Raw genomic sequence first — 18217 nt, forward strand, 5'->3', positions numbered from 1 at the left:
GGTCACGCAGCAGAACGCTGCGATGGTCGAGGAAACGACGGCGGCGGCGCAGGCGCTGTCGGGCGAGACGGAGGGGCTGGCGGGTCTGGTGTCGGGCTTCGCGACGGGGGCGGGGCGCAGTGTGGCGCCTTCAACCGCAGCGCCCGTGCGCTCTGCCGCCCACGTCGTCCACACCGCAGCACCGCGCCGCACGGCGGCGGCCCCGGCGCGTCCTGTTCATCCGGCCCCGTCCCGTCCGGTGGCACAGATGCGCACGGCGGGCCATGGCGGCGCGGCACCGAAGGCCGCGGCCGTCGAGGAGGGGTGGGAAGAGTTCTGAGGTCGGGCGCCGGGTTCCTCCGGCGCACCTCCTCACATTCCCAATTCAGGCCGCGTGCGGTGTGGTCCGCCCGGGGCGCCTGCCGTGACGACGACCGTGCCGCTCCCGGACGGAGCGGCTGCCTCCGTCAGTTCGCGGCGTTTCGCACGGGTCGATCCGAATTGGGCGTCCAGTTCGCAGCAAAGAGCGCGAAGGCGCGGTCCATCGCCGCGGTGCGCGATCCGAGCCAGGGAAAGTGCAGGAAGCGCGGCGCGAGCTGCTCGGCCGCCTCGTCGGCGCGCTCGCCCGCCACCGCCAGTTCGTAGATCGCCGAGGCGAGGCCGGAGCGGTCGGCGCCGCCCTCGCAGTGCACGAGGATCGGAGCGGGCGCATCGCGCAGCGCGTCGGCGATCTCCACCATCGTCGCCATCGCGGGAACCTTGCCCGCCGAAATCCCGATCGAGACGTAGCCGACGCCGAGATCGCGGACGGCGGTCCGTTCCCGGTCGTACCAAGGGGCGCCGGGATGGGCGCCACGCAGGTTGAGGACGGTCCGGATTCCTCTGGCGGCAACGAGATGCTTCAGTTCCCCGGCGTCGAGCTGGCCGGAGCGGTAGAGCGTGCCAGGCACGACCTCGTGGACGTTGTCGGTCGCATAGAGGAACGCAGCGTAGGTGGCGGGCGGAGCGGCGGCCACGAGCATGGCGAGGGCGAAGATCTTGGCGAGCGCCTTCGGGCTCGGCATCGGCGGGTTCCGCAGCGGGCAACGAGGCCACCTTGCCAGCGGAAGTCTACCGGCGCTTGTCCACCGCTATACGGTTCGGCAATGCCGGGGTCCGGCCGGTCTCTGGCGTGGCGCCGGACCTGACAGGCAAGACACGCGCCGCGGATCGACCTCAGGCCGCGCCCTCGCCGATGGCCCTCACGGTCGCCCGGAGGTTCGCCCGGTGGAACCGCTCGTAGAACCGCCGTGCGTCCGCGGAGAGGTTCGGCAGGTTCTCGACCGTGTCGGCGAGCGTCAGGCCGGCCGGGAGTTCGCCGTTCTCCTCGACCGTGAGCCGCCGATCGAGCCGCCCGACCCGCTCCGAGAGGGTTTCGAAGTATCGAAGGTTGCGACCGACGGTCGACGGCGCGTCGGTCTGGCCATGCGCGAGAACGACATGCCGCGCGCCGAGGCTTTCGATCAGCCGGAGCGAGCCGACGAGCGCGCGGAGGTCGGCCGGGTCGTCGCTCCAGACCTTCGGGATCGGGCGCTCGACGGCGTCGACCGCAAGGCACGTCCGCAGTTGCGGGATCCATACCGCCACATGATCGGGGGCGTGGCCCGGCGTGTGGAGGAGTTCGAGCGTGAGGTCGCCCCCCTCGAGGCTGAGACGATCGAGGAAGGTGACGGTCGGCGCGCAAAGCTCGACGGTCGCGAAGCGGGGATCGGTGGACGCCTTGCGCGCCAACACCTCGTGCACGCTGCCGTTGCGGAAGCGCTCGCTCGCCCCGGCATGGGCGACGATCACGGAGCGATCGGCCACCGCGGCGTTGCCCCAGAAATGGTCCCAGTCCATGTGGGAGTTGACGACGATGAGCGGCCGATCGCCGCCGGCGCCCACGAGATCGAGGGCGGCGCGGCAGGTTTCGGGCGTGTCGAGCGTGTCGACGAGGACGTCGAAGCGCTCGGTCCGCACGAAGACCGCATCGACGACCGTGCCGAGCCGCAGCACCCGGATGCGCGCGTCGAGGCCGGGATAGCTCGCCAGTTCGATGTCGCCGCTCATGGGCCGTCCTTTTCGAAGGCCGCCACCCGGCCCACGCGGCACGATGCGCCGGATGGCGGGCGGAAGGCAACGGCGGCAGCGCGGGACGCGCTCGCCGGAGGCGTCAGGTCACCCGGCCGCGGGCGGTGACGGGCCAGAGCTCGAGCGTGCCGTCCGGCAGGCGGACATGGACCGCGTCGACCATGTTGGTGACGACGCAGGCATGGTTCGGGACGATCTCGACCCGGTCGCCGACCGCGAGCGGAATGGGCTCGGCGCTTGAGAGGCGGCCGTGCTCCTCCGAAAGCTGGTCGATCGCGACACCCGGAAGCCCGACCACCATTCCGTAGCCGGCGAGACCCAGAAGGTCCGAGGTGAGCACCTTCGATCCGGCGTCGATGATCGCGCGCTCCGGCGTCGGCTTCGAGACGACGGTCGCGACGACGCGCAGCGCGCAGTCGGCAAGCTCGGCTGCCCCGCGCGCGACCAGCGAGCGGTCGTTGTAGACATAGGTTCCCGGCCGGTACTCGGTGACGACGCCGTCGTTCTCGACCTGCCAAAGGTCGGGCGTGCCGCCGGACGTGACCACCGGCACCCGCAGACCGTCCGCCTCGATCGCGGCCTTGGCCTCGGCCAGAAATGCGGCGGCGGCATCGCGGCCGCCGGCGAGGGGATAGGTCATCAGGCCACCGAAGGCGAGGCCGGGCGCTTTCGCGATGCGCTGCGCCAGGCGTGCCGCGTCGGCCGGCGTCTGGACGCCGCAGCGCCGCCCGCCGGTGTCGCACTCGACAAAAACGGCGAGCGGCTGCGGTTCGTCGGCAAAGGCGGCGGCGAGGCCGTCCACCACCGCGTCGCTGTCGGCGACGGTCGACAGGCGCACGCGCCGCGCCAGCGCCCGCAGCCGCTCGAGCTTGGCCGGGCCGAGGACCGGGTAGGTGAGGAGGACGTCGGGGATCGCGGGATCGGCGTCGAGGAGGGCCTCGACCTCGCCGATCTTCTGGCAGGTGATGCCGACCGCGCCGGCGTCGAGCTGCGCGCGCGCCAGCCGAGCGAGCTTGTGGGTCTTGATGTGGGGGCGGACGGCCAGCCCCTGCGCCGCGAGATGCGCCTGCGCCCAGGCGATGTTTCGCAGTGCGGTGTCGAGATCGATCACCACCGCCGGTGTCTCCGGTTCGCCTGTCACGATCCCTCCCGCAAGCCTGTTGACAAATATCAAGGCATGTCCACTCATAAGACAATCCGCTGTTGCGGTCAAATGTTCATTACAACGGACATCGGCGATGGAGAGAATGGCAATGGTTGTGAAGGCTGTAGTGCTGGGGCTCATGGCGACCGCGTCCGTCGCCGGTCTGACCGTGGGAGCGGAGGCCGCCAAGCTCGACGACGTACTGGCGCGCGGCAAGCTCGTGGTCGGCACCGGCTCGACCAACGCGCCCTGGCATTTCAAGGACGCGTCCGACACGCTGCAGGGCTTCGACGTCGACATGGCCAAGATCGTCGCCAAGGCGCTCTTCGGCGACGCGGAGAAGGTCGAGTTCGTCAACCAGTCGTCGGACGCCCGCATTCCCAACATCACCACGGGCAAGGTCGACATGACCTGCCAGTTCATGACCGTGACCGGCGAGCGCGCCCAGCAGGTCAACTTCACCATCCCCTACTACCGCGAGGGCGTCGGCCTGATGCTGAAGGAGGGCGGCCAGTATGCCGACTACGACGCGCTGAAGGCGGCCGGCTCGTCGGTCACCATCGCGGTGCTCCAGAACGTCTATGCCGAGGAGCTCGTCCACAAGGCGCTGCCGGAGGCGACCGTCGACCAGTACGAGGCGCAGGACCTTCTCTATCAGGCGCTCCAGTCCGGACGCGCGGATGCCGCGGCCACCGACCAGTCCTCGATCGCCTGGTACGTCACGCAGAACCCCGGCCAGTACAAGGACGCCGGCTACGGCTGGAGCCCGCAGACCTACGCCTGCGCCGTCGCCAAGGGCGACCAGGACTGGCTGAACTTCGTCAACACCGCGCTGCACGAGGCGATGACCGGCGTCGAGTTCGACACCTATGCCGCCTCCTTCAAGACGTGGTTCGGCAAGGATCTGCCGCCCCCGGCGATCGGCTTCCCGGTCGAGTTCAAGTAAGGCGGCCCGTCGGGCGGTCCGGGCCCCGCCGCCCGGGCCGCCTCCTTACCCCTGCGATGCGAGCGATCCCGATGGGATACACCCTCAACTTCGACGCCGTCTGGCGAAGCTTCGACGATCTCCTGTGGGGGCTCGGCCTCAGCCTCGTCCTCGCGGTCGTCGCGATCGGCATCGGCTGCGCCCTCGGGCTGGTACTCGCCTTCGGCCGGGTCAGCCGGCGGCCCGCGCTGCGGCTGCCGGCGGGCGCCTACGTGACGCTGTTTCGCAACTTGCCGCTTCTCGTGATCGTCCTGTTCTCGTTCTTCGCGCTGCCCCAGCTCGGGCTGCGCCTGTCGAAGCAGAGCTCGTTCGTCCTCGCGCTCGCGCTCTATTCGGCGGCCTACCTCGCCGAGGTGTTTCGCGGCGGCCTCCTCGGCGTGCCGAAGAGCCTGCGCGAGGCGGGCCTCGCCATCGGCCTGACGGAAGCGCAGATCCGCCGCCGCATCGTCCTGCCGGTGATGCTGCGCGCCGTCCTGCCGGCGCTGGGCTCGACCTTCATCGGCCTCTTCAAGGACACCTCGCTCGCCGCCGCGATCGCCGTACCCGAACTCACCTTCGAGGCGCGCAAGATCAACGTCGAGACCTTCCGCGTCATCGAGACGTGGATCGTGGCGAGCGGCCTCTACATCGCGACCTGCTCGATCCTCGCCGCCCTCCTGCGCCGCGTCGAGGCGCGGCTCGCCGTGTCGAGGTAAGCCCCCGTGACCGCTCCTCCCACCTTCCTCGAGATCGTCTGGCTGGCGCGCTGGCCGCTCCTCTACGGCCTCGGCACCACGGTCGCCATCTCGGCGCTCGCCATCCTCGGCGGCACCGTCATCGGAACCCTCCTCGGCCTCGCGCTGACCTACGGCAACCGCGCCGTGCGCCTCCTCGCGCGCATCTATACCGACGTCATCCGCGGCACGCCCGTCCTCGTCCTGGTGCTGGCGAGCTTCTACATCCTCGGCACGGTCGGGCTCGACCTGTCCGCCTTCCAGGCCGGCGTCCTCGCGCTGACGCTGTTCTGCGCCTCGCATGTCGGCGAGATCACCCGCGGCGCCCTCGAGACCATTCACAAGGGCCAGACCGAGGCCGCCAAGGCGATCGGCCTCACCTTCGGCCAAACCTTCCGTTATGTGCTGGGTCCCCAGGCGCTGCGCCTCGCCCTGCCGCCGCTGATCAACACGGCGGCCGAGATGGTGAAGGCCTCGACGCTCCTCTCGGTGATCGGCGTCGCCGAGCTTCTCCTGCGCACGCAGGAGGTCATCAGCCGCGCCTTCCACAGCCTCGAGTTCTATCTCCTCGCCGGCCTTCTCTACTTCCTCGTCAATTTCGCCATCGAGCGTCTCGGCCGATATGTCGAGCGCCGCGTGAGCGTCGCGTGAAAGGCGCCCCGATGACCGCGAACCTTCTGGAAATCCGGGACCTTCGCAAGTGCTACGGTCCGCTCGAGGTCCTGAAAGGGGTCGACTGCGACGTGCGCTCGGGCGAGGTGATCTCGATCATCGGCTCGTCGGGTTCCGGCAAGACGACGATGCTGCGCTGCGTCAACATGCTGGAGGAGTTCGAGGGCGGCTCGATCCGCATCGACGGCGAGGAGATCGGCTTCTCCACCGAGGGCGGCCAGCGTCGGCGCAAGAGCGAGCGGGAGATCGCCCGCCAGCGCGCGCTGACCGGCATGGCCTTCCAGCAGTTCAACCTCTTCCCGCACATGACCGCGCTCGAGAACGTCACGCTCGGCCTGACGCTGGTGCGCCGGATGGGGCGGGACGAGGCGCGCGCGCTCGGCGAGACCTGGCTCGACCGCGTCGGCCTGCTCGCGCGCAAGGACCAGTATCCGGCAAAGCTTTCGGGCGGCCAGCAGCAGCGCGTGGCGATCGCGCGCGCCATCGCCATGAGCCCGCGCCTGATGCTGTTCGACGAGGTGACCTCGGCGCTCGATCCCGAGCTCGTCGCCGAAGTGCTTGCCGTCGTGCGCTCGCTCGCCGAGGACGGGATGACCATGCTCCTCGTCACCCACGAGATGCGCTTCGCCTACGAGGTGTCGAGCCGCGTCATCTTCATGAACGGCGGCCGCATCGGCGAGGAGGGGGACCCGCGCGAGATGTTCGCGGCCCCCAAGACCGAGCGCCTCGCCGCCTTCCTCCAGTCTTCCCGCTTCAACTGACAGAACAGGACACGCAAAGCATGACCCTCAAGCGCTATGGTGCCGGCGAGACCGGCGCCGGCGGCAAGCCGCTGCCCTTCGCCCGCGCGGTGGAAGCCGACGGCTGGCTCTACGTGTCCGGCCAGGTGGCGATGGAGAACGGCGAGATCGTGCCGGGCGGCATCGTCCAGCAGACGAAGAAGACGATGGAGAACGTCATCGCCATCCTCACCGAGGCGGGCTACGGGCTGGAGGACGTGGTGCGCGTCGGCGTCTGGCTCGACGACCCGCGCGACTTCTGGAGCTTCAACGGCGTCTATGCCGAATATTTCGGCGCGACCCCGCCGGCCAGGGCCTGCGTGCAGTCGTCCATGATGGTCGACTGCAAGGTCGAGATTGACTGCGTCGCCTTCAAGCGGAAATAAGCCGCGAGGGCCCGAGCATCGGAGACGACATGGACACGCGCGTGGAGGAGACCGTCAACCGCCGGGCGCGCGGGCTCGACCGCGCCTTCGACATCCTCGACGCCCTGCGCGAGGCGGGCCGTCCGCTTCGCCCCAACGAGATCGCGGCCGCGATGGGCGCGCCGCGGTCGACGATCTACGAGATCGTCGCGGCGCTGGTGAGGCTCGATGTCCTCGAAGCCGCCGATGCCGAGGGCCGCGTCTTCCTCGGCCGGCGCCTGTTCCTCTACGGGCAGGCCTACGGCCATCACTCCGACATGCCGAGCCGCGTCGCCATGGTGCTCGACCGCCTCGCGGCCGAGACGCAGGAGACCGCCCAGTTCTGCCTCCTCGACGGCAACAAGTACACGGTCGCCATGATGCGCGAGGGCTCGCGGCCCTTCCGCATCTCGTCGAGCGTCGGCGAGCGCACGCCCATTCCCTGGACGGCATCCGGCCGCCTGCTCCTCGGCCATCTCGGCGAGGACGAGATCCGCGCCTTCGTGCCGGCGGCGGATTTCCAGCTCCCCTCGGGCGACTGGCTCGCGCCGGAGGAGTTCGCGCGGCAGGCCCACAAGGCGGTCGCGGACGGCTATTTCACCTTCGATTCCATCGTCGACAGCTACACCCACTGCTTCGCCGTGCCGATCCGCCGGCCGGACGGCACCGCGGCCGCGACGCTTTGCCTCGTCGCGCCCAAGGCCGACGCCCTGCGCAACCATGCCGACTATCTCGCCAAGCTCGGCGCTGCGGCCGTCTCGCTCGAACCCTCCTTCGCCTGACGGGGCGTACGCCGCGCCACAGCACGCCGCAGCGAGGACGCCAGCATCTCGACGAAGGCGGACACGCGCGCCGGCCGGAGCCGGGACGCGGCGAAGACGGCATGGATGCCGCCGCCCGGCAGGCGCCAGTCCGGCAGAAGCCGCACCAGCCGTCCGCTTTCGAGGTCCGCCTCTGCCATGAAGTCGGGCAGGATGCCGGCGCCCGCACCCGCCAGGATCGCATCCTGCACCCCGCGCGCCGTATCGATCGACAGATGCGCAGATGCCTCGTGCATCGTCGTCGCGCCCGCGGGTCCCTCGAAGCGCCATTCGGCGGGATGGGGGAGGGCGGTGTTCACGACGAGCGGCAGGCGACCGAGATCGACCGGCGAGGCGGGCAGGCCGCGGCGGGCGAGGAGGCCGGGGGCGGCGACGAGGACCTCCTCGAACGTGGCGAGCCGCCGGGCATGAAGGCTGGTGTCGGCGAGCCGTCCGACCCGGATCGACAGGTCGACCTCCCCCGCCAGGACGTCGGCGATGCGGTCCGAAAGGCGCAGGTCCGCCCGGCAGTCGGGAAAGCGTCGCAGGAAGTCGGCGACCACCGGAACCACCACGAGCGCCCCGTAGTCGGCGGGCGCGAGGATGCGGAGCGTGCCTTGCGGCGCGGCGGCGGTCTCGCCCGCCTCCGCCACCGCGTCCCCCGCCTCTCGCAGGATCCGGGCGGCGCGCGCATGGAGCCGCCGCCCCGCCTCGGTCGGCTCGACGCGGCGCGTGGTGCGCAGGACGAGGGCGGTGCCGAGATCCTCCTCGAGGCGGGCGACCTGCTGGCTGACCACGGCCTTGGTGATGCCCAGCCGCTCGGCCGCGCGGGTGAAGGATCGCGTCTCGACCACGGCGGCGAAATAGACGAGGCGGCTGAGGATGCGGGGTTCGAGCATCCTCGATTGTCTGCCGATGCCATACGATCTGTAAAGATCGTCTGTCTTCCGCCTCGCTCCGCGGGCTGCCATCTTGCCCTCGTCGTCGAAGCCGGGCCGCACGGGTCGCAGGCACGAGGGAAAGGACAGCCCCATGAAGATCGCCCTGATCGGCGCCTCCGGACATGCCGGATCGCGCATCGCCGCCGAACTCGCCGCGCGCGGCCACGCGGTCACCGCCATCGCGCGCAACGCGGCGAGGATCGCGAGCCTGCCGGGCGTGACGCCGCTCGCCCTCGATCTCGCCGACACGGATGCGCTGGTGTCCGCCCTGAAGGGGCACGACGCCGTCGTCAGCTCGGTCCACTTCACCGCCACCGACCCGGACCAGCTGATCGCGGCGGTCAAGGCGTCGGGCGTGCCGCGTTATCTCGTCGTCGGCGGCGCGGGAAGCCTTGAGGTCGCGCCGGGCGTCCGGCTGATCGATACGCCGCAGTTCCCGGCCGAATATCGGGAGGAGGCGCAGAAGGGCAGCGACTTCCTCGACCGGCTGCGCCGGGAACACGACCTCGACTGGACCTTCCTGTCCCCGTCGGCGGCCTTCGTGCCGGGCGAGCGCACGGGCGTCTTCCGCCTCGGCGGGGACGAGCTTCTGACCGGCCCATCGGGCAGCAGCATTTCGTTCGAGGACTATGCGATCGCGCTGGCCGACGAGATCGAGACGCCGCGCCATTCCCGCCGGCGCTTCACCGTGGGCTATTGAGGCGAGGCGTCGGGTCGGTCCGCGGCCGAAGGACCGGCCGGCCCGCCCGATGGCGCTGGCGGCGACGGCCGGGCGGGGCGATGCGTCAGCGCGATCGCGCCGCGACCGGCCGGCGCCTGGCGCGCCGCGCCACGAGGTCGCGCCCGCTGACGAGCACGATGCCGAAGAGGATGAGGGCGGCGCCCGCCAGGAATTCCGGGGTCAGCCGGTCGCCGAGGATGAGGATGCCGAAGCCGATGCCGAAGACCGGCGTCAGGAGCGACAGGACCCCGAGGCGTGAAGCGAGATAGACGCGAAGGAGCGAAAACCACGCGAGATAGCTGACCGTCGAGAGGATCACCGTCTGGTAGGCGAGGCTCGCGAGAAGTGTCGCCGACGCGCTCACGCGCGTTTCGCCGAACCACAGCGCCGAGCCGAGTGCGATCACGCAGGCGACCGCGAGCTGATACCACAGGGTGACGGCGGCCGGGGCCCGCGACAGGCGGGACGTTCGGACCACGATCGTCGTCGCCCCCCAGAACGCGCCGGCCGCGATCCCGAGGAGGTCGCCGATCCAGGCGGCGTCGCCGCCCGGCCCCCCGCCGCGCCCCGCGAAGGTCAGGACGATCCCGCCGAAGGCGACGGCGATCCCGATCCACTGCAGGGGCGCAAGACGCTCTTCCGGAAGGGCGAGATGGAGGCCGAGCGCGGCAAAGACCGGCGCCGTGTAGAGGAAGATCGACATGTGCGAGGCGGAGGTGAAGAGGAGCCCTTGCGCGAACAGCACGAATTCCAGCCCGAACAGAGCGCCCGCCAGAAGGCCGGGCCGCCAGGCCTCGCCGACGAGGAACCGCTGCTCCCGCCGGAAGAAGACGACGAGGAGCACCAGGCCGGACGCCAGTCCCGATCGCAGGCCGATCTGCAGGACCGGCGCCATGTCGGGCGCGGCGAGCTTGATGGCGACCTGCTGGGTTCCCCAAAGGGCGCACAGGGCCACCATCGAAGCGGCGGCGGTGGCATCGATCGGCTTGCGAAGATCCATGACGTTCGTCCAAATCGGTTCGACGCAAGTCTAGCTCGGTCGGGATGGGCAAATGGCTCGTTCGAGCTATCAAGGGTGCATGGTTCGCTCGCCAAACGGGGAAACGACGCAATGGCCGCTCACGCGCTCGACGAGCAGGATCGCGCGATCCTTCGCCTCCTGCAGGTCGATGCCGCGCGCCCGCAGCGCGAGATCGCCGAGGCGGTCCACCTGTCCGCCCCCGCGGTGCAGCGCCGGATCGCGCGCATGGAGCGGGACGGGGTCATCCGCCGGACCGTCGCGATCGTCGATCCCGTGGCCGTCGGGCTCCCGATCACGGTCCTCGTCGAGGTGACGCTGACCAACGACCGCTCCGCCACGGTCTCGGCGGTGAAGCGGTTCTTCCGCGACGCGCCCGAGGTGCAGCAGTGCTATTGCGTCACCGGGACGGCGGGCTTCATCCTCGTCCTTCTCGTGCCTTCGATGGAGGACTACGAGACGCGGACCGCCTGGCTCTTCGCCGACAACGAGATGGTCCGCTCCTATCGCACCATCGTGGTGCTCGACCGGGTCAAGGTGACGTCGAGCCTACCGCTTTGACGCTCGCGCGAGCGGGTCGCCGGAGGCACGGACCGCGCCAGGCTTGCGGGGGCGTGGGGAGATCCGCACGAGACGGTTGCTTTCGCCGCCGATCGCCCTTCTAACCCTCGACCCGGAGATGCCCTATATCGCTGCGTCGTCCGTCCCGCCCGCGAAGGGGGTGGAACGGCGAAACCCCTGACACCGAACCATGGGCCCCCGGCGGCGGGGGCCGGAGCCGAAGAAGTCGTCGCGCATGGTCCACGCCCACCACAGCCCGCTCTTTGCCATCCTGTCGATCGTGATCGCGGTGCTGGGCTCGTGGACGGCCCTCGACCTCTTCGACCGCGTGTCGGGAAATTTCGGCCGGGCGCGGGCGGGCTGGCTGGTGGCCGCCGCGCTCGCGATGGGCCTCAGCATCTGGTCGATGCATTTCGTCGCGATGCTCGGCTTCGATCCGGGCTCCGCGGTCAGCTACGATCCGATCCTCACCCTCGTGTCGCTGGCGCTCGCGATCGGCGCGACGGGCACCGCCTTCAAGGTCGCCGCGTCCGAGCGCTCCGACCGGCGCCATGTCGTCGGGGCCGCCGTCCTGATGGGGACGGGCATCTGCGCCATGCACTATGTCGGGATGGCAGCCCTCCGGACGGCCGCGGTGCTCGGCTACGATCCGCTGCTCGTCCTCCTCTCGCTCGCGGTCGCCGTCTCGTCCTCGATGGCCGCGCTCTTCGTCGCCCGCAGCGAGCAGCGGGGCTGGTCGCGCGCGGCCGCCGCCGGCATCCTCGGGCTCGCCATCGTCGGCATGCACTACACGGCGATGGCCGCGCTCCACCTGACGCCGGTTCCGGGCGCCGCCATCGGCATGCCGGGACCGCCGCCCTATCCGCTGGCCTTCGGGGTGGCCGGGACGACGGTCCTGATCCTCTTCCTCGCCCTGATGGCCTCGCTCCACGACCAGCGCGTGAACATCCTGGCGGCGCTCGATGCCGGCGGCGTCGGCTACTGGGAACTGGATCTGGCGAACGGACGCCTCCACCTGTCGCCGCGCGGCAAGGCGATCCTCGGCAGCGCCGCGGACGGGGCGCCGGTCTATGCCGACCTCCTCGACGAGATCTCGCCGGGCAGCCGGAGCGAGGTCGTCGCGCGCCTGCACGAGGCGATCGACACGGGCGCGGACTACGACGTGGAATATACGCTGGTGCGCGGCGACCGGTGGCTGAACGCGCGGGGGCGGGTCGTCGGCGACGGCCGGCACCGGCCGACCCGCATGGTCGGCGTCGTGATCGACGTCACCGACCGGCGCCAGGCGATGGACCGGATCGTCTCCAGCGAGCGCCGCCAGCGGCTCCTGGTGGACGAATTGAACCACCGGGTGAAGAACACACTGGCGACCGTGCAGTCGCTGTCCCGGCAGACGGCGCGCAGCGCCGCCTCGGTGGAGGGCTTCCACCGCAGTTTCGAGGGGCGCCTCCTCGCCCTCTCCTCGGCCCACAACGTCCTGACGCAGCACGGCTGGGAGCATGCGGGGCTTCGCGAGATCCTGGAGCGCGAGCTCTCGCGCATCGCGCCGGACCGGGTGGCGCTCAGCGGCGAGGACGTGACTTTGAGCGTGCGTCAGGCTCTGGCGATCGGCATGGCGATGCACGAGCTCGTGAGCAACGCCGTCCGGCACGGTGCGCTCGGGACGGACGGCGGAACCGTCGACGTGTGCTGGGGCTTGGCAGCCTCGGCGCGGGCGCCCGGCCTTGTCCTCGAATGGCGCGAGACGCCGGTCGCGGACGCCGCGGTCGCCATGTCCGGCGGCTTCGGCTTCCAGATCATCCGCCGCAGCATCGAGGGGGAACTCGAGGGCGAGGCGACCCTCGTCGTCGGGCCCGAGGGCCTCGTCTGGCGCTTCGTGCTGCCCCTGTCGGACCATGCCGGTCCGGCCACGGGGGGCGGCGGGGCGGCGGTCCCGGACGCGGCGCAGTAAACACCCTCGCGAGGGCGGCCGTCGTCCTGTGATGGCAGGACGGCGCGAAGGGATTTGTTACAGCCTTACGATTTCGGCGCGGAGACGTGCCGCGCCGCCGTCTCGTTCGCCCGTGCGAGGCTGTGGGCAAACGCGTCGCCGGAGGCCAGCGAGGCGACCAGCGCGCCCACGAAGGCGTCGCCCGCCCCGTGCGTGCTGACGAGACGCACCGGCAGGGCCGGGAGCGTCACCGGCGCCTCGTCGGAGCGTCGGCCGGCCACGCCGTCGCCGCCCGCCGTGACGACGACGCAGGGGAAGCGGGCGGCGAGCGCTTCGGCGGCCGTCGCGGCGGAGGCCAGATCCGCAACCGCGATCCCCGACAGTTCCTCGGCCTCGATCGCGTTGACGATCAGGACGTCGACCAGCGCGGCCAGTTCTGCCGGCAGCGGCCGGTACGGGGCGGCATTCAGGCAGACCGTCGCGCCGGCGTCGCGCGCCGCTTGCGCCGCCGCGACATTGACCGCGTCCGGCACCTCGTTCTGGAGGATCAGCGCCCCGGCGCCCGACCACAGGCCGGGGTCCGAGAGCGCGCCCAAGTCGATCGCGAGGTTGGCGCCCGACACGATCACCGCGCCGTAGTCGCCCTCCCGGTCCGAGATCGCGACGCTCATGCCCGACCCCGTGCCGGCGAGCCGCACGACGCGCGTCGCATCGACGCCGGATGCCTGGAGCGCGTCGAGGAGGAAGGGGCCGAACGCATCGTCGCCCACGGCGCCCGCCATGCGCACCTCGGCGCCCGCACGCGCGGCGCTCGCCGCCTGGTTGCCGCCCTTGCCGCCGAACTTCGGCGCCCAGGCGTGCCCCGTCACCGTCTCGCCCTTGCGCGGCCGGTCCGGCGCATCGACCATGATGTCGTAGTGCAGGCTGCCGACCACGACGACCACGGGCTTTTCGGGAGTGCTCATGAATTGCGTCGCTTGGTTTTGACGGCCCCCATCGTGGCGGCCAGATTGCGTTCGGCCGCCTTGAGGTCGCGCTGGGCGACGGCTGCGAAGACGGCATCGAGAATGATGAGCTGGGCGACGCGCGCGGCCGCGTTCTCGCCGAGCAGCGGCGAGCCCTGCGCGGTCGAGCACAGGACGACGTCGGCGATCTCGGCGATCGGCGAGGTCGCGTAGTTGGTGAGCGCGATCGTGCGCGCGCCGCGTCGGCGGGCGAGCTCCAAGGGCTCGAGGACGGCGGTGGTCTGGCCGGAATGGGAGAAGGCGATGGCGACGTCGCCTTCCGACAGGAGGGCGGCCGACATCAGCATCATGTGCGCGTCGTCGAAGACGCTGGTGCGCACGCCGATGCGCAGGAACTTGTGCGCGACGTCGCGCGCGATCTGGGCCGAGCCGCCGATGCCGTAGAGATCGCGCTGGCGCGCCGCGAAGATGAGGTCGGCGGCGCGCTCGAAGGCGTCCGGGTCGAGGATCGAGAGCGTCTCCTCGAGCGCGTGGATCGAGGTGCGGAACACCTTCTGGGCGATCTGGGCGCCGGTGTCGTCGGGCGAGAGCTCCTGATGGAGGTCGGCGGTCGGCAGGCGGTTGTAGTCCGCGATGCCGGCCCGGAACTCCTTGAAGCCGGAGAAGCCGAGCTTCTTGGCGATCTTGACGAGCATGGCGTCGGACACGCCGGCATCCTCCGCCACGGTGCGCAGCGCCGTCGTCTCGTCGAAATCGCGCCGCCCGAGGATCATCTCGACGACGCGCGCCTCGAGCGGCGTCAGCTGCGGCATCATCATGCGGATCCGAGGGCCGATGGTCCTCGGATCACGGATACTCATATTCATCCCCGTCCCCTGGTCGCGCGATCGATCAGCATCGCGACGAGGATGATAAGGCCGGTGGCCAGGAGTTGGTAGAACGCCTGGACGTTGAGGAGCGTCAGCCCGTTGCGGAGCGACCCGAGGATGATGGCGCCGAGGATCGTGCCGACCACCGAGCCCTTGCCGCCCATCAGCGAGGCGCCGCCGATCGCGGCCGCCGCGATCGCGTCGAGCTCCCAGAGATTGCCGAGCGTCGGGTCGGCGGCGCCGAGCCGCCCGACGAGGATCAGGCCTGCGATCGAGGCGAGACCCCCGGAGATCACGTAGGCCGCGATCTTGGTCATGGCGACCGGCACGCCCGCGATGTGCGAGGCCTCCTCGTTGCCGCCGACGGCCAAGAAGTATTCGCCGAGCGGCGTCTTGTTGAGGACCACCCAGATCCCGAGCGCCAGCACGGCGACGAGGACGACCGGCGTCGGCACGCCGAGGATGTCGCCGTTGAAGAGGGCGCGGAACTCAGGGGGAATGCCGAAGATCGGATTGCCGCCGGTGTAGATGAGGGCCGAGGCGCGGTAGAGCGACAGGGTGCCGAGCGTCACGATGAAGGGCTGCAGGCCGCCATAGGCGACGAGCGCCCCGTTCACCGCGCCGGCCGCCATGCCGAAGAGGATCGCGGCGGGGATGGCGAGGACGATCGGCGCGCCGCCGACCATCATGGCGGCTGCCGCCACGGCGGCGATCGCCGCGGTCGGGCCGACCGACAGGTCGATGCCGCCCGAGATGATGACGAGCGTCATGCCGAGCGCGACGCAGGCGTTGATCGACGACTGTTGGAGGATGTTGAGGAGGTTGCGCTCGGTGAGGAAGTTCGGGCTGAGCGCGGCGAAGACGCCGGCGATCACCAAGAGGCCGATGAGCGTGCCGGCGTCGCGCAGGCCGAAACCGAGCTTCAGGCCGCGCTTCGGCGTTGCGGAAAGGCTGTCGGTGGAGGTCATGGGCCTCAGTGTCCCGATCGGGAGGAATGGGAGGGGGCGCTGGCGGACTGCGGCACGGCGAGGGCGACGATCGCCTCCTCGCTGATCGCGTCCCGCTCCAGGATGCCGGCGACGGCGCCCTCGCGCATGACGAGGACGCGGTCGGAGACGCGCAGGATCTCGGGCAGCTCGGACGACACCACGATCATCGAGCGCCCTTCGGCGGCCAGCCGCTCGATCAGCGCGTAGATCTCGGCCTTGGCGCCGACGTCGATGCCGCGCGTCGGCTCGTCGAACAGGAGGATGCGCGCGCCCGCCGCGATCCAGCGGCCGATGATGGCCTTCTGCTGGTTGCCGCCGGAGAACTGGCCGATCGGGCGCTCGACGTCGAGCGGGCGCAAATTCATGTCGCGCATCAGCTTGAGGCTCTCGGCCGCGAGCGCCCGGCGGCGCACGAAGCCGGCGCGCGAGAAGCGCTTCATCGACGACAGGGCGATGTTGGAGCGGATCGAGCGGCGGGCGACGATGCCGTCGCGCTTGCGCTCCTCGGGCAGGAGCCCGAGCCCGGCGCGGATGGCCTTGCGCGGATTGCCGAGCGCGAGCGGCCTGCCGTCGACGCGGATCGTGCCGCCGTCGGGGCGGTCGACGCCCGCGACGAGCCGCAGGAGTTCGGTGCGGCCCGCGCCGACCAGTCCGGAAATGCCGAGAACCTCGCCGCGCCGCAGCTGGAAGCTCGCGCCGCGCACCGCCAGCCCGCGCGAGAGGTTCTCGACCTCGAGCGCCACCGCGTCGGTCGCGAAGCCCTTGTGCTCGGCCTGCGCGAGCTCGCGCCCGACCATGCGCGAGACGACCTCGGCCTCGGTGGTCTCGGCCATGGCGACGTCGGCGACCTTGCGCCCGTCGCGCAGGATCGTCGCCCGGTCGCAGACGCGGAACACCTCGTCCATCTTGTGGCTGACATAGATGATCGAGACGCCGCGCGCGGCGAGATCGCGGATCAGGACGGCGAGCCGGTCGAACTCGGCCGGCGTCAGGCTGGACGTCGGCTCGTCCATGGCGATGATCCGCGCATCCTCCATCAGGGCGCGCGCGATCTCGACGATCTGGCGCTGTGCGACCTTGAGGGTGTTGATGCGGGCGGCGGGATCGATCGAGGCGTCGAGCGGGGCGAGCGCCGCGCGGGCCGCGCGCTCCTGCGCCCGTCGGTCGACGAGAAGGCCGCCGGCCATGCGAAGCGGGCGGCCGAGGAACATGTTCTGCGCGACCGTCAGCTCGGGAACGTGCTGGAGCTCCTGGTGGATCATCGCGATGCCGGCGCGCCGGGCGCCGAGCGGCCCGTGGCCGGCGACGCGCACGCCGTCGACCGAGACGGTGCCGCCGGTCGGCTCCATCACCCCCGACAGGATGCGCAGGAGCGTCGACTTGCCCGCCCCGTTCTCGCCGAGGAGGCCATGGACCGATCCGCACGCGACGTCCATCGACACGCCGTCGAGGGCGCGCAGCGTCCCGAAGGTCTTGCCGATGCCGTCGAGGCTGAGGCGTGGGGCGGACGAGGTGGTCATGGCGCTCCCTCCCGGAGACGTCGCGGTCGGCCGGGACCGCGGACGCGGCCCCGGCCGGACGATCACTTGGCGGCTTCTTTCAGGAGGACCGCGCGCAGGGCGTCGCCCTTCACGGCATAGGCCTCGACGTTGTCCTTGGTGATCAGCGCCTGGGGCGTCGAGACGACGCGCGGCAGCGCCTGCTTGCCGACGAGGCGCAGGGCCGTCTCCATCGCGACCTCGCCGGTGAGGACCGGGAAGGAGTCGACCGTGCCGGTCAGTTCGCCCGCGCGGATCGACGCATAGGCGTCCGAGATGCCGTCGGTGCCGAAGACCACGACCTTGTCCTGGAGGGCCGCCGCCTTGACGGCCTCGACGACGCCGAGCGCCATGCCGTCGTTGTTGGCGTAGAAGCCGACGAGGTCGGGGTTCTGCTGGAGGATCGTGGCGGCCGCGTCGTAGGCGACCTGGCGGTCCCAGTTGCCCGGAACGCTCGCGACGACCTGGAACTTGCCGCCCTCGACCACGGTCTCGGAGAAGCCCTTGGTGCGCTGGCCGGCGGCGAAGACGCCCGCCTGGCCCTCGATCACGGCGACCTTGCCGCCCTCGGGCCGGTTCTGGAGGAACCACTTGGCGACGCGCACGCCGTTGTCGCGCTGCACGTTGCCGACATAGTGCTTCACGCTCGGGATCACGGCGTCGTTGACGTTGACGACGGGAATCCCTTGCGCCTCGGCGCTTTCCAATGCGGGCTGGAGGTTGTTGTCGGTCTGCGGCGAGAGGAGGAGCGCGGCGAAGCCCTGGCTGATGAGGTTCTCGGCGATCGAGAGCTGGCCGAGCTGATCGCCCTCCGACTGCGCCGCCTGGTAGACGACCTCGACGCCGGCCTTCTTGGCATAGGCCTCGTAGCCCTCGCCGAGAGAACGCCAGTATTCGTTCGTCAGCGTCTTCGACACGCCGCCGATGCGGGTGCCGGCGGGGGCGGCCGGAACCGCGCCGAACTTGGCGTCGAGCTGCGACCACTCGATGCGGTCGGTCTCGGTGTCGGAGTTGAGGGGCGCGAGCGTCTGGGCGAAGGCGCTGGCGCCGAGGAGCGACAGGGCGCAGCCGGCCACGAGGGCCTTCAGTCGGATCGTCAT

At 70.8% G+C, this 18217-nt stretch carries 19 protein-coding genes and 1 pseudogene; 10 read left to right on the top strand and 10 right to left on the bottom strand.

Annotation, left to right across the window (positions count from 1 at the left end; translation table 11 throughout):
* A pseudogene (locus ASF65_RS21655) lies at window positions 1-319 on the top strand (methyl-accepting chemotaxis protein); the annotation flags it as partial.
* A gap of 127 nt (window positions 320-446) precedes the next feature.
* Here ASF65_RS21655 and ASF65_RS07440 read toward each other — a convergent pair.
* From ASF65_RS07440 to ASF65_RS07450, 3 genes are all read right to left on the bottom strand, one after another.
* Window positions 447-1043 carry a tyrosine-protein phosphatase gene (locus ASF65_RS07440; RefSeq protein ID WP_055887388.1) on the bottom strand — a complete coding sequence of 199 codons (597 nt, stop codon included), beginning with the start codon at window positions 1041-1043 and terminating at the stop codon, window positions 447-449.
* Window positions 1044-1194: 151 nt separating this feature from the next.
* Complete coding sequence (locus ASF65_RS07445; protein WP_055887390.1) at window positions 1195-2067, bottom strand: MBL fold metallo-hydrolase; 873 nt, start codon at window positions 2065-2067, stop codon at window positions 1195-1197.
* A 103-nt stretch (window positions 2068-2170) separates the two neighbouring features.
* Window positions 2171-3229 (bottom strand): alanine racemase, encoded by a 1059-nt coding sequence (locus ASF65_RS07450; RefSeq protein ID WP_055887393.1) that lies wholly within the window; start codon window positions 3227-3229, stop codon window positions 2171-2173.
* A 142-nt stretch (window positions 3230-3371) separates the two neighbouring features.
* On the opposite strand from ASF65_RS07450, the gene ASF65_RS07455 reads away from it, so the two are divergent.
* From ASF65_RS07455 to ASF65_RS07480, 6 genes are all read left to right on the top strand, one after another.
* Window positions 3372-4178, top strand: coding sequence for a transporter substrate-binding domain-containing protein (locus ASF65_RS07455; protein WP_244486588.1), 807 nt, complete (start codon window positions 3372-3374; stop codon window positions 4176-4178).
* A gap of 71 nt (window positions 4179-4249) precedes the next feature.
* On the top strand, window positions 4250-4912 hold the full coding sequence (locus ASF65_RS07460; protein WP_055887399.1) for an amino acid ABC transporter permease: 663 nt from the start codon (window positions 4250-4252) through the stop codon (window positions 4910-4912).
* A gap of 6 nt (window positions 4913-4918) precedes the next feature.
* Entirely contained in the window at window positions 4919-5581 is a 663-nt protein-coding gene (locus ASF65_RS07465; RefSeq protein ID WP_055887402.1) for an amino acid ABC transporter permease, read from the top strand.
* Window positions 5582-5592: 11 nt separating this feature from the next.
* Complete coding sequence (locus ASF65_RS07470; protein ID WP_055887406.1) at window positions 5593-6363, top strand: amino acid ABC transporter ATP-binding protein; 771 nt, start codon at window positions 5593-5595, stop codon at window positions 6361-6363.
* Window positions 6364-6383: 20 nt separating this feature from the next.
* Window positions 6384-6767, top strand: coding sequence for a RidA family protein (locus tag ASF65_RS07475; RefSeq protein ID WP_055887409.1), 384 nt, complete (start codon window positions 6384-6386; stop codon window positions 6765-6767).
* Between the two features lie 29 nt (window positions 6768-6796).
* Window positions 6797-7567, top strand: coding sequence for an IclR family transcriptional regulator (locus ASF65_RS07480; RefSeq protein ID WP_055887412.1), 771 nt, complete (start codon window positions 6797-6799; stop codon window positions 7565-7567).
* On the opposite strand, the gene ASF65_RS07485 is transcribed toward ASF65_RS07480, so the two are convergent.
* Complete coding sequence (locus tag ASF65_RS07485) at window positions 7513-8484, bottom strand: LysR family transcriptional regulator (RefSeq protein WP_055887415.1); 972 nt, start codon at window positions 8482-8484, stop codon at window positions 7513-7515. The two genes, ASF65_RS07480 and ASF65_RS07485, sit on opposite strands and share 55 nt — an antisense overlap.
* Window positions 8485-8617: 133 nt before the next feature.
* On the opposite strand from ASF65_RS07485, the gene ASF65_RS07490 reads away from it, so the two are divergent.
* Complete coding sequence (locus tag ASF65_RS07490) at window positions 8618-9226, top strand: NAD(P)-dependent oxidoreductase (RefSeq protein WP_055887418.1); 609 nt, start codon at window positions 8618-8620, stop codon at window positions 9224-9226.
* Between the two features lie 85 nt (window positions 9227-9311).
* On the opposite strand, the gene ASF65_RS07495 is transcribed toward ASF65_RS07490, so the two are convergent.
* On the bottom strand, window positions 9312-10247 hold the full coding sequence (locus tag ASF65_RS07495) for a DMT family transporter (RefSeq protein WP_055887419.1): 936 nt from the start codon (window positions 10245-10247) through the stop codon (window positions 9312-9314).
* A gap of 111 nt (window positions 10248-10358) precedes the next feature.
* On the opposite strand from ASF65_RS07495, the gene ASF65_RS07500 reads away from it, so the two are divergent.
* Window positions 10359-10826: an Lrp/AsnC family transcriptional regulator gene (locus ASF65_RS07500; RefSeq protein ID WP_055887422.1), complete on the top strand. Its 468-nt coding sequence runs from the start codon at window positions 10359-10361 to the stop codon at window positions 10824-10826.
* A gap of 235 nt (window positions 10827-11061) precedes the next feature.
* A complete protein-coding gene (locus ASF65_RS07505; protein WP_055887427.1) occupies window positions 11062-12777 on the top strand; it encodes an MHYT domain-containing protein in 1716 nt (571 codons plus the stop codon).
* Between the two features lie 65 nt (window positions 12778-12842).
* On the opposite strand, the gene ASF65_RS07510 is transcribed toward ASF65_RS07505, so the two are convergent.
* The 5 genes from ASF65_RS07510 to ASF65_RS07530 form a co-directional block, all read right to left on the bottom strand.
* Complete coding sequence (locus ASF65_RS07510) at window positions 12843-13721, bottom strand: PfkB family carbohydrate kinase (protein WP_055887429.1); 879 nt, start codon at window positions 13719-13721, stop codon at window positions 12843-12845.
* On the bottom strand, window positions 13718-14587 hold the full coding sequence (locus ASF65_RS07515; RefSeq protein WP_055887432.1) for a MurR/RpiR family transcriptional regulator: 870 nt from the start codon (window positions 14585-14587) through the stop codon (window positions 13718-13720). Before ASF65_RS07515 ends, ASF65_RS07510 begins: the two co-directional genes overlap by 4 nt.
* Complete coding sequence (locus ASF65_RS07520; RefSeq protein WP_055887435.1) at window positions 14584-15558, bottom strand: ABC transporter permease; 975 nt, start codon at window positions 15556-15558, stop codon at window positions 14584-14586. The genes ASF65_RS07515 and ASF65_RS07520 overlap by 4 nt, the downstream gene beginning before the upstream one ends.
* Window positions 15559-15563: 5 nt before the next feature.
* Entirely contained in the window at window positions 15564-17099 is a 1536-nt protein-coding gene (locus tag ASF65_RS07525; RefSeq protein ID WP_055887438.1) for a sugar ABC transporter ATP-binding protein, read from the bottom strand.
* Window positions 17100-17161: 62 nt separating this feature from the next.
* Window positions 17162-18217: a substrate-binding domain-containing protein gene (locus ASF65_RS07530; RefSeq protein ID WP_055887441.1), complete on the bottom strand. Its 1056-nt coding sequence runs from the start codon at window positions 18215-18217 to the stop codon at window positions 17162-17164.

The organism is Aureimonas sp. Leaf324 (genome assembly GCF_001423245.1).
Taxonomy (GTDB): Bacteria; Pseudomonadota; Alphaproteobacteria; order Rhizobiales; family Rhizobiaceae; genus Aureimonas.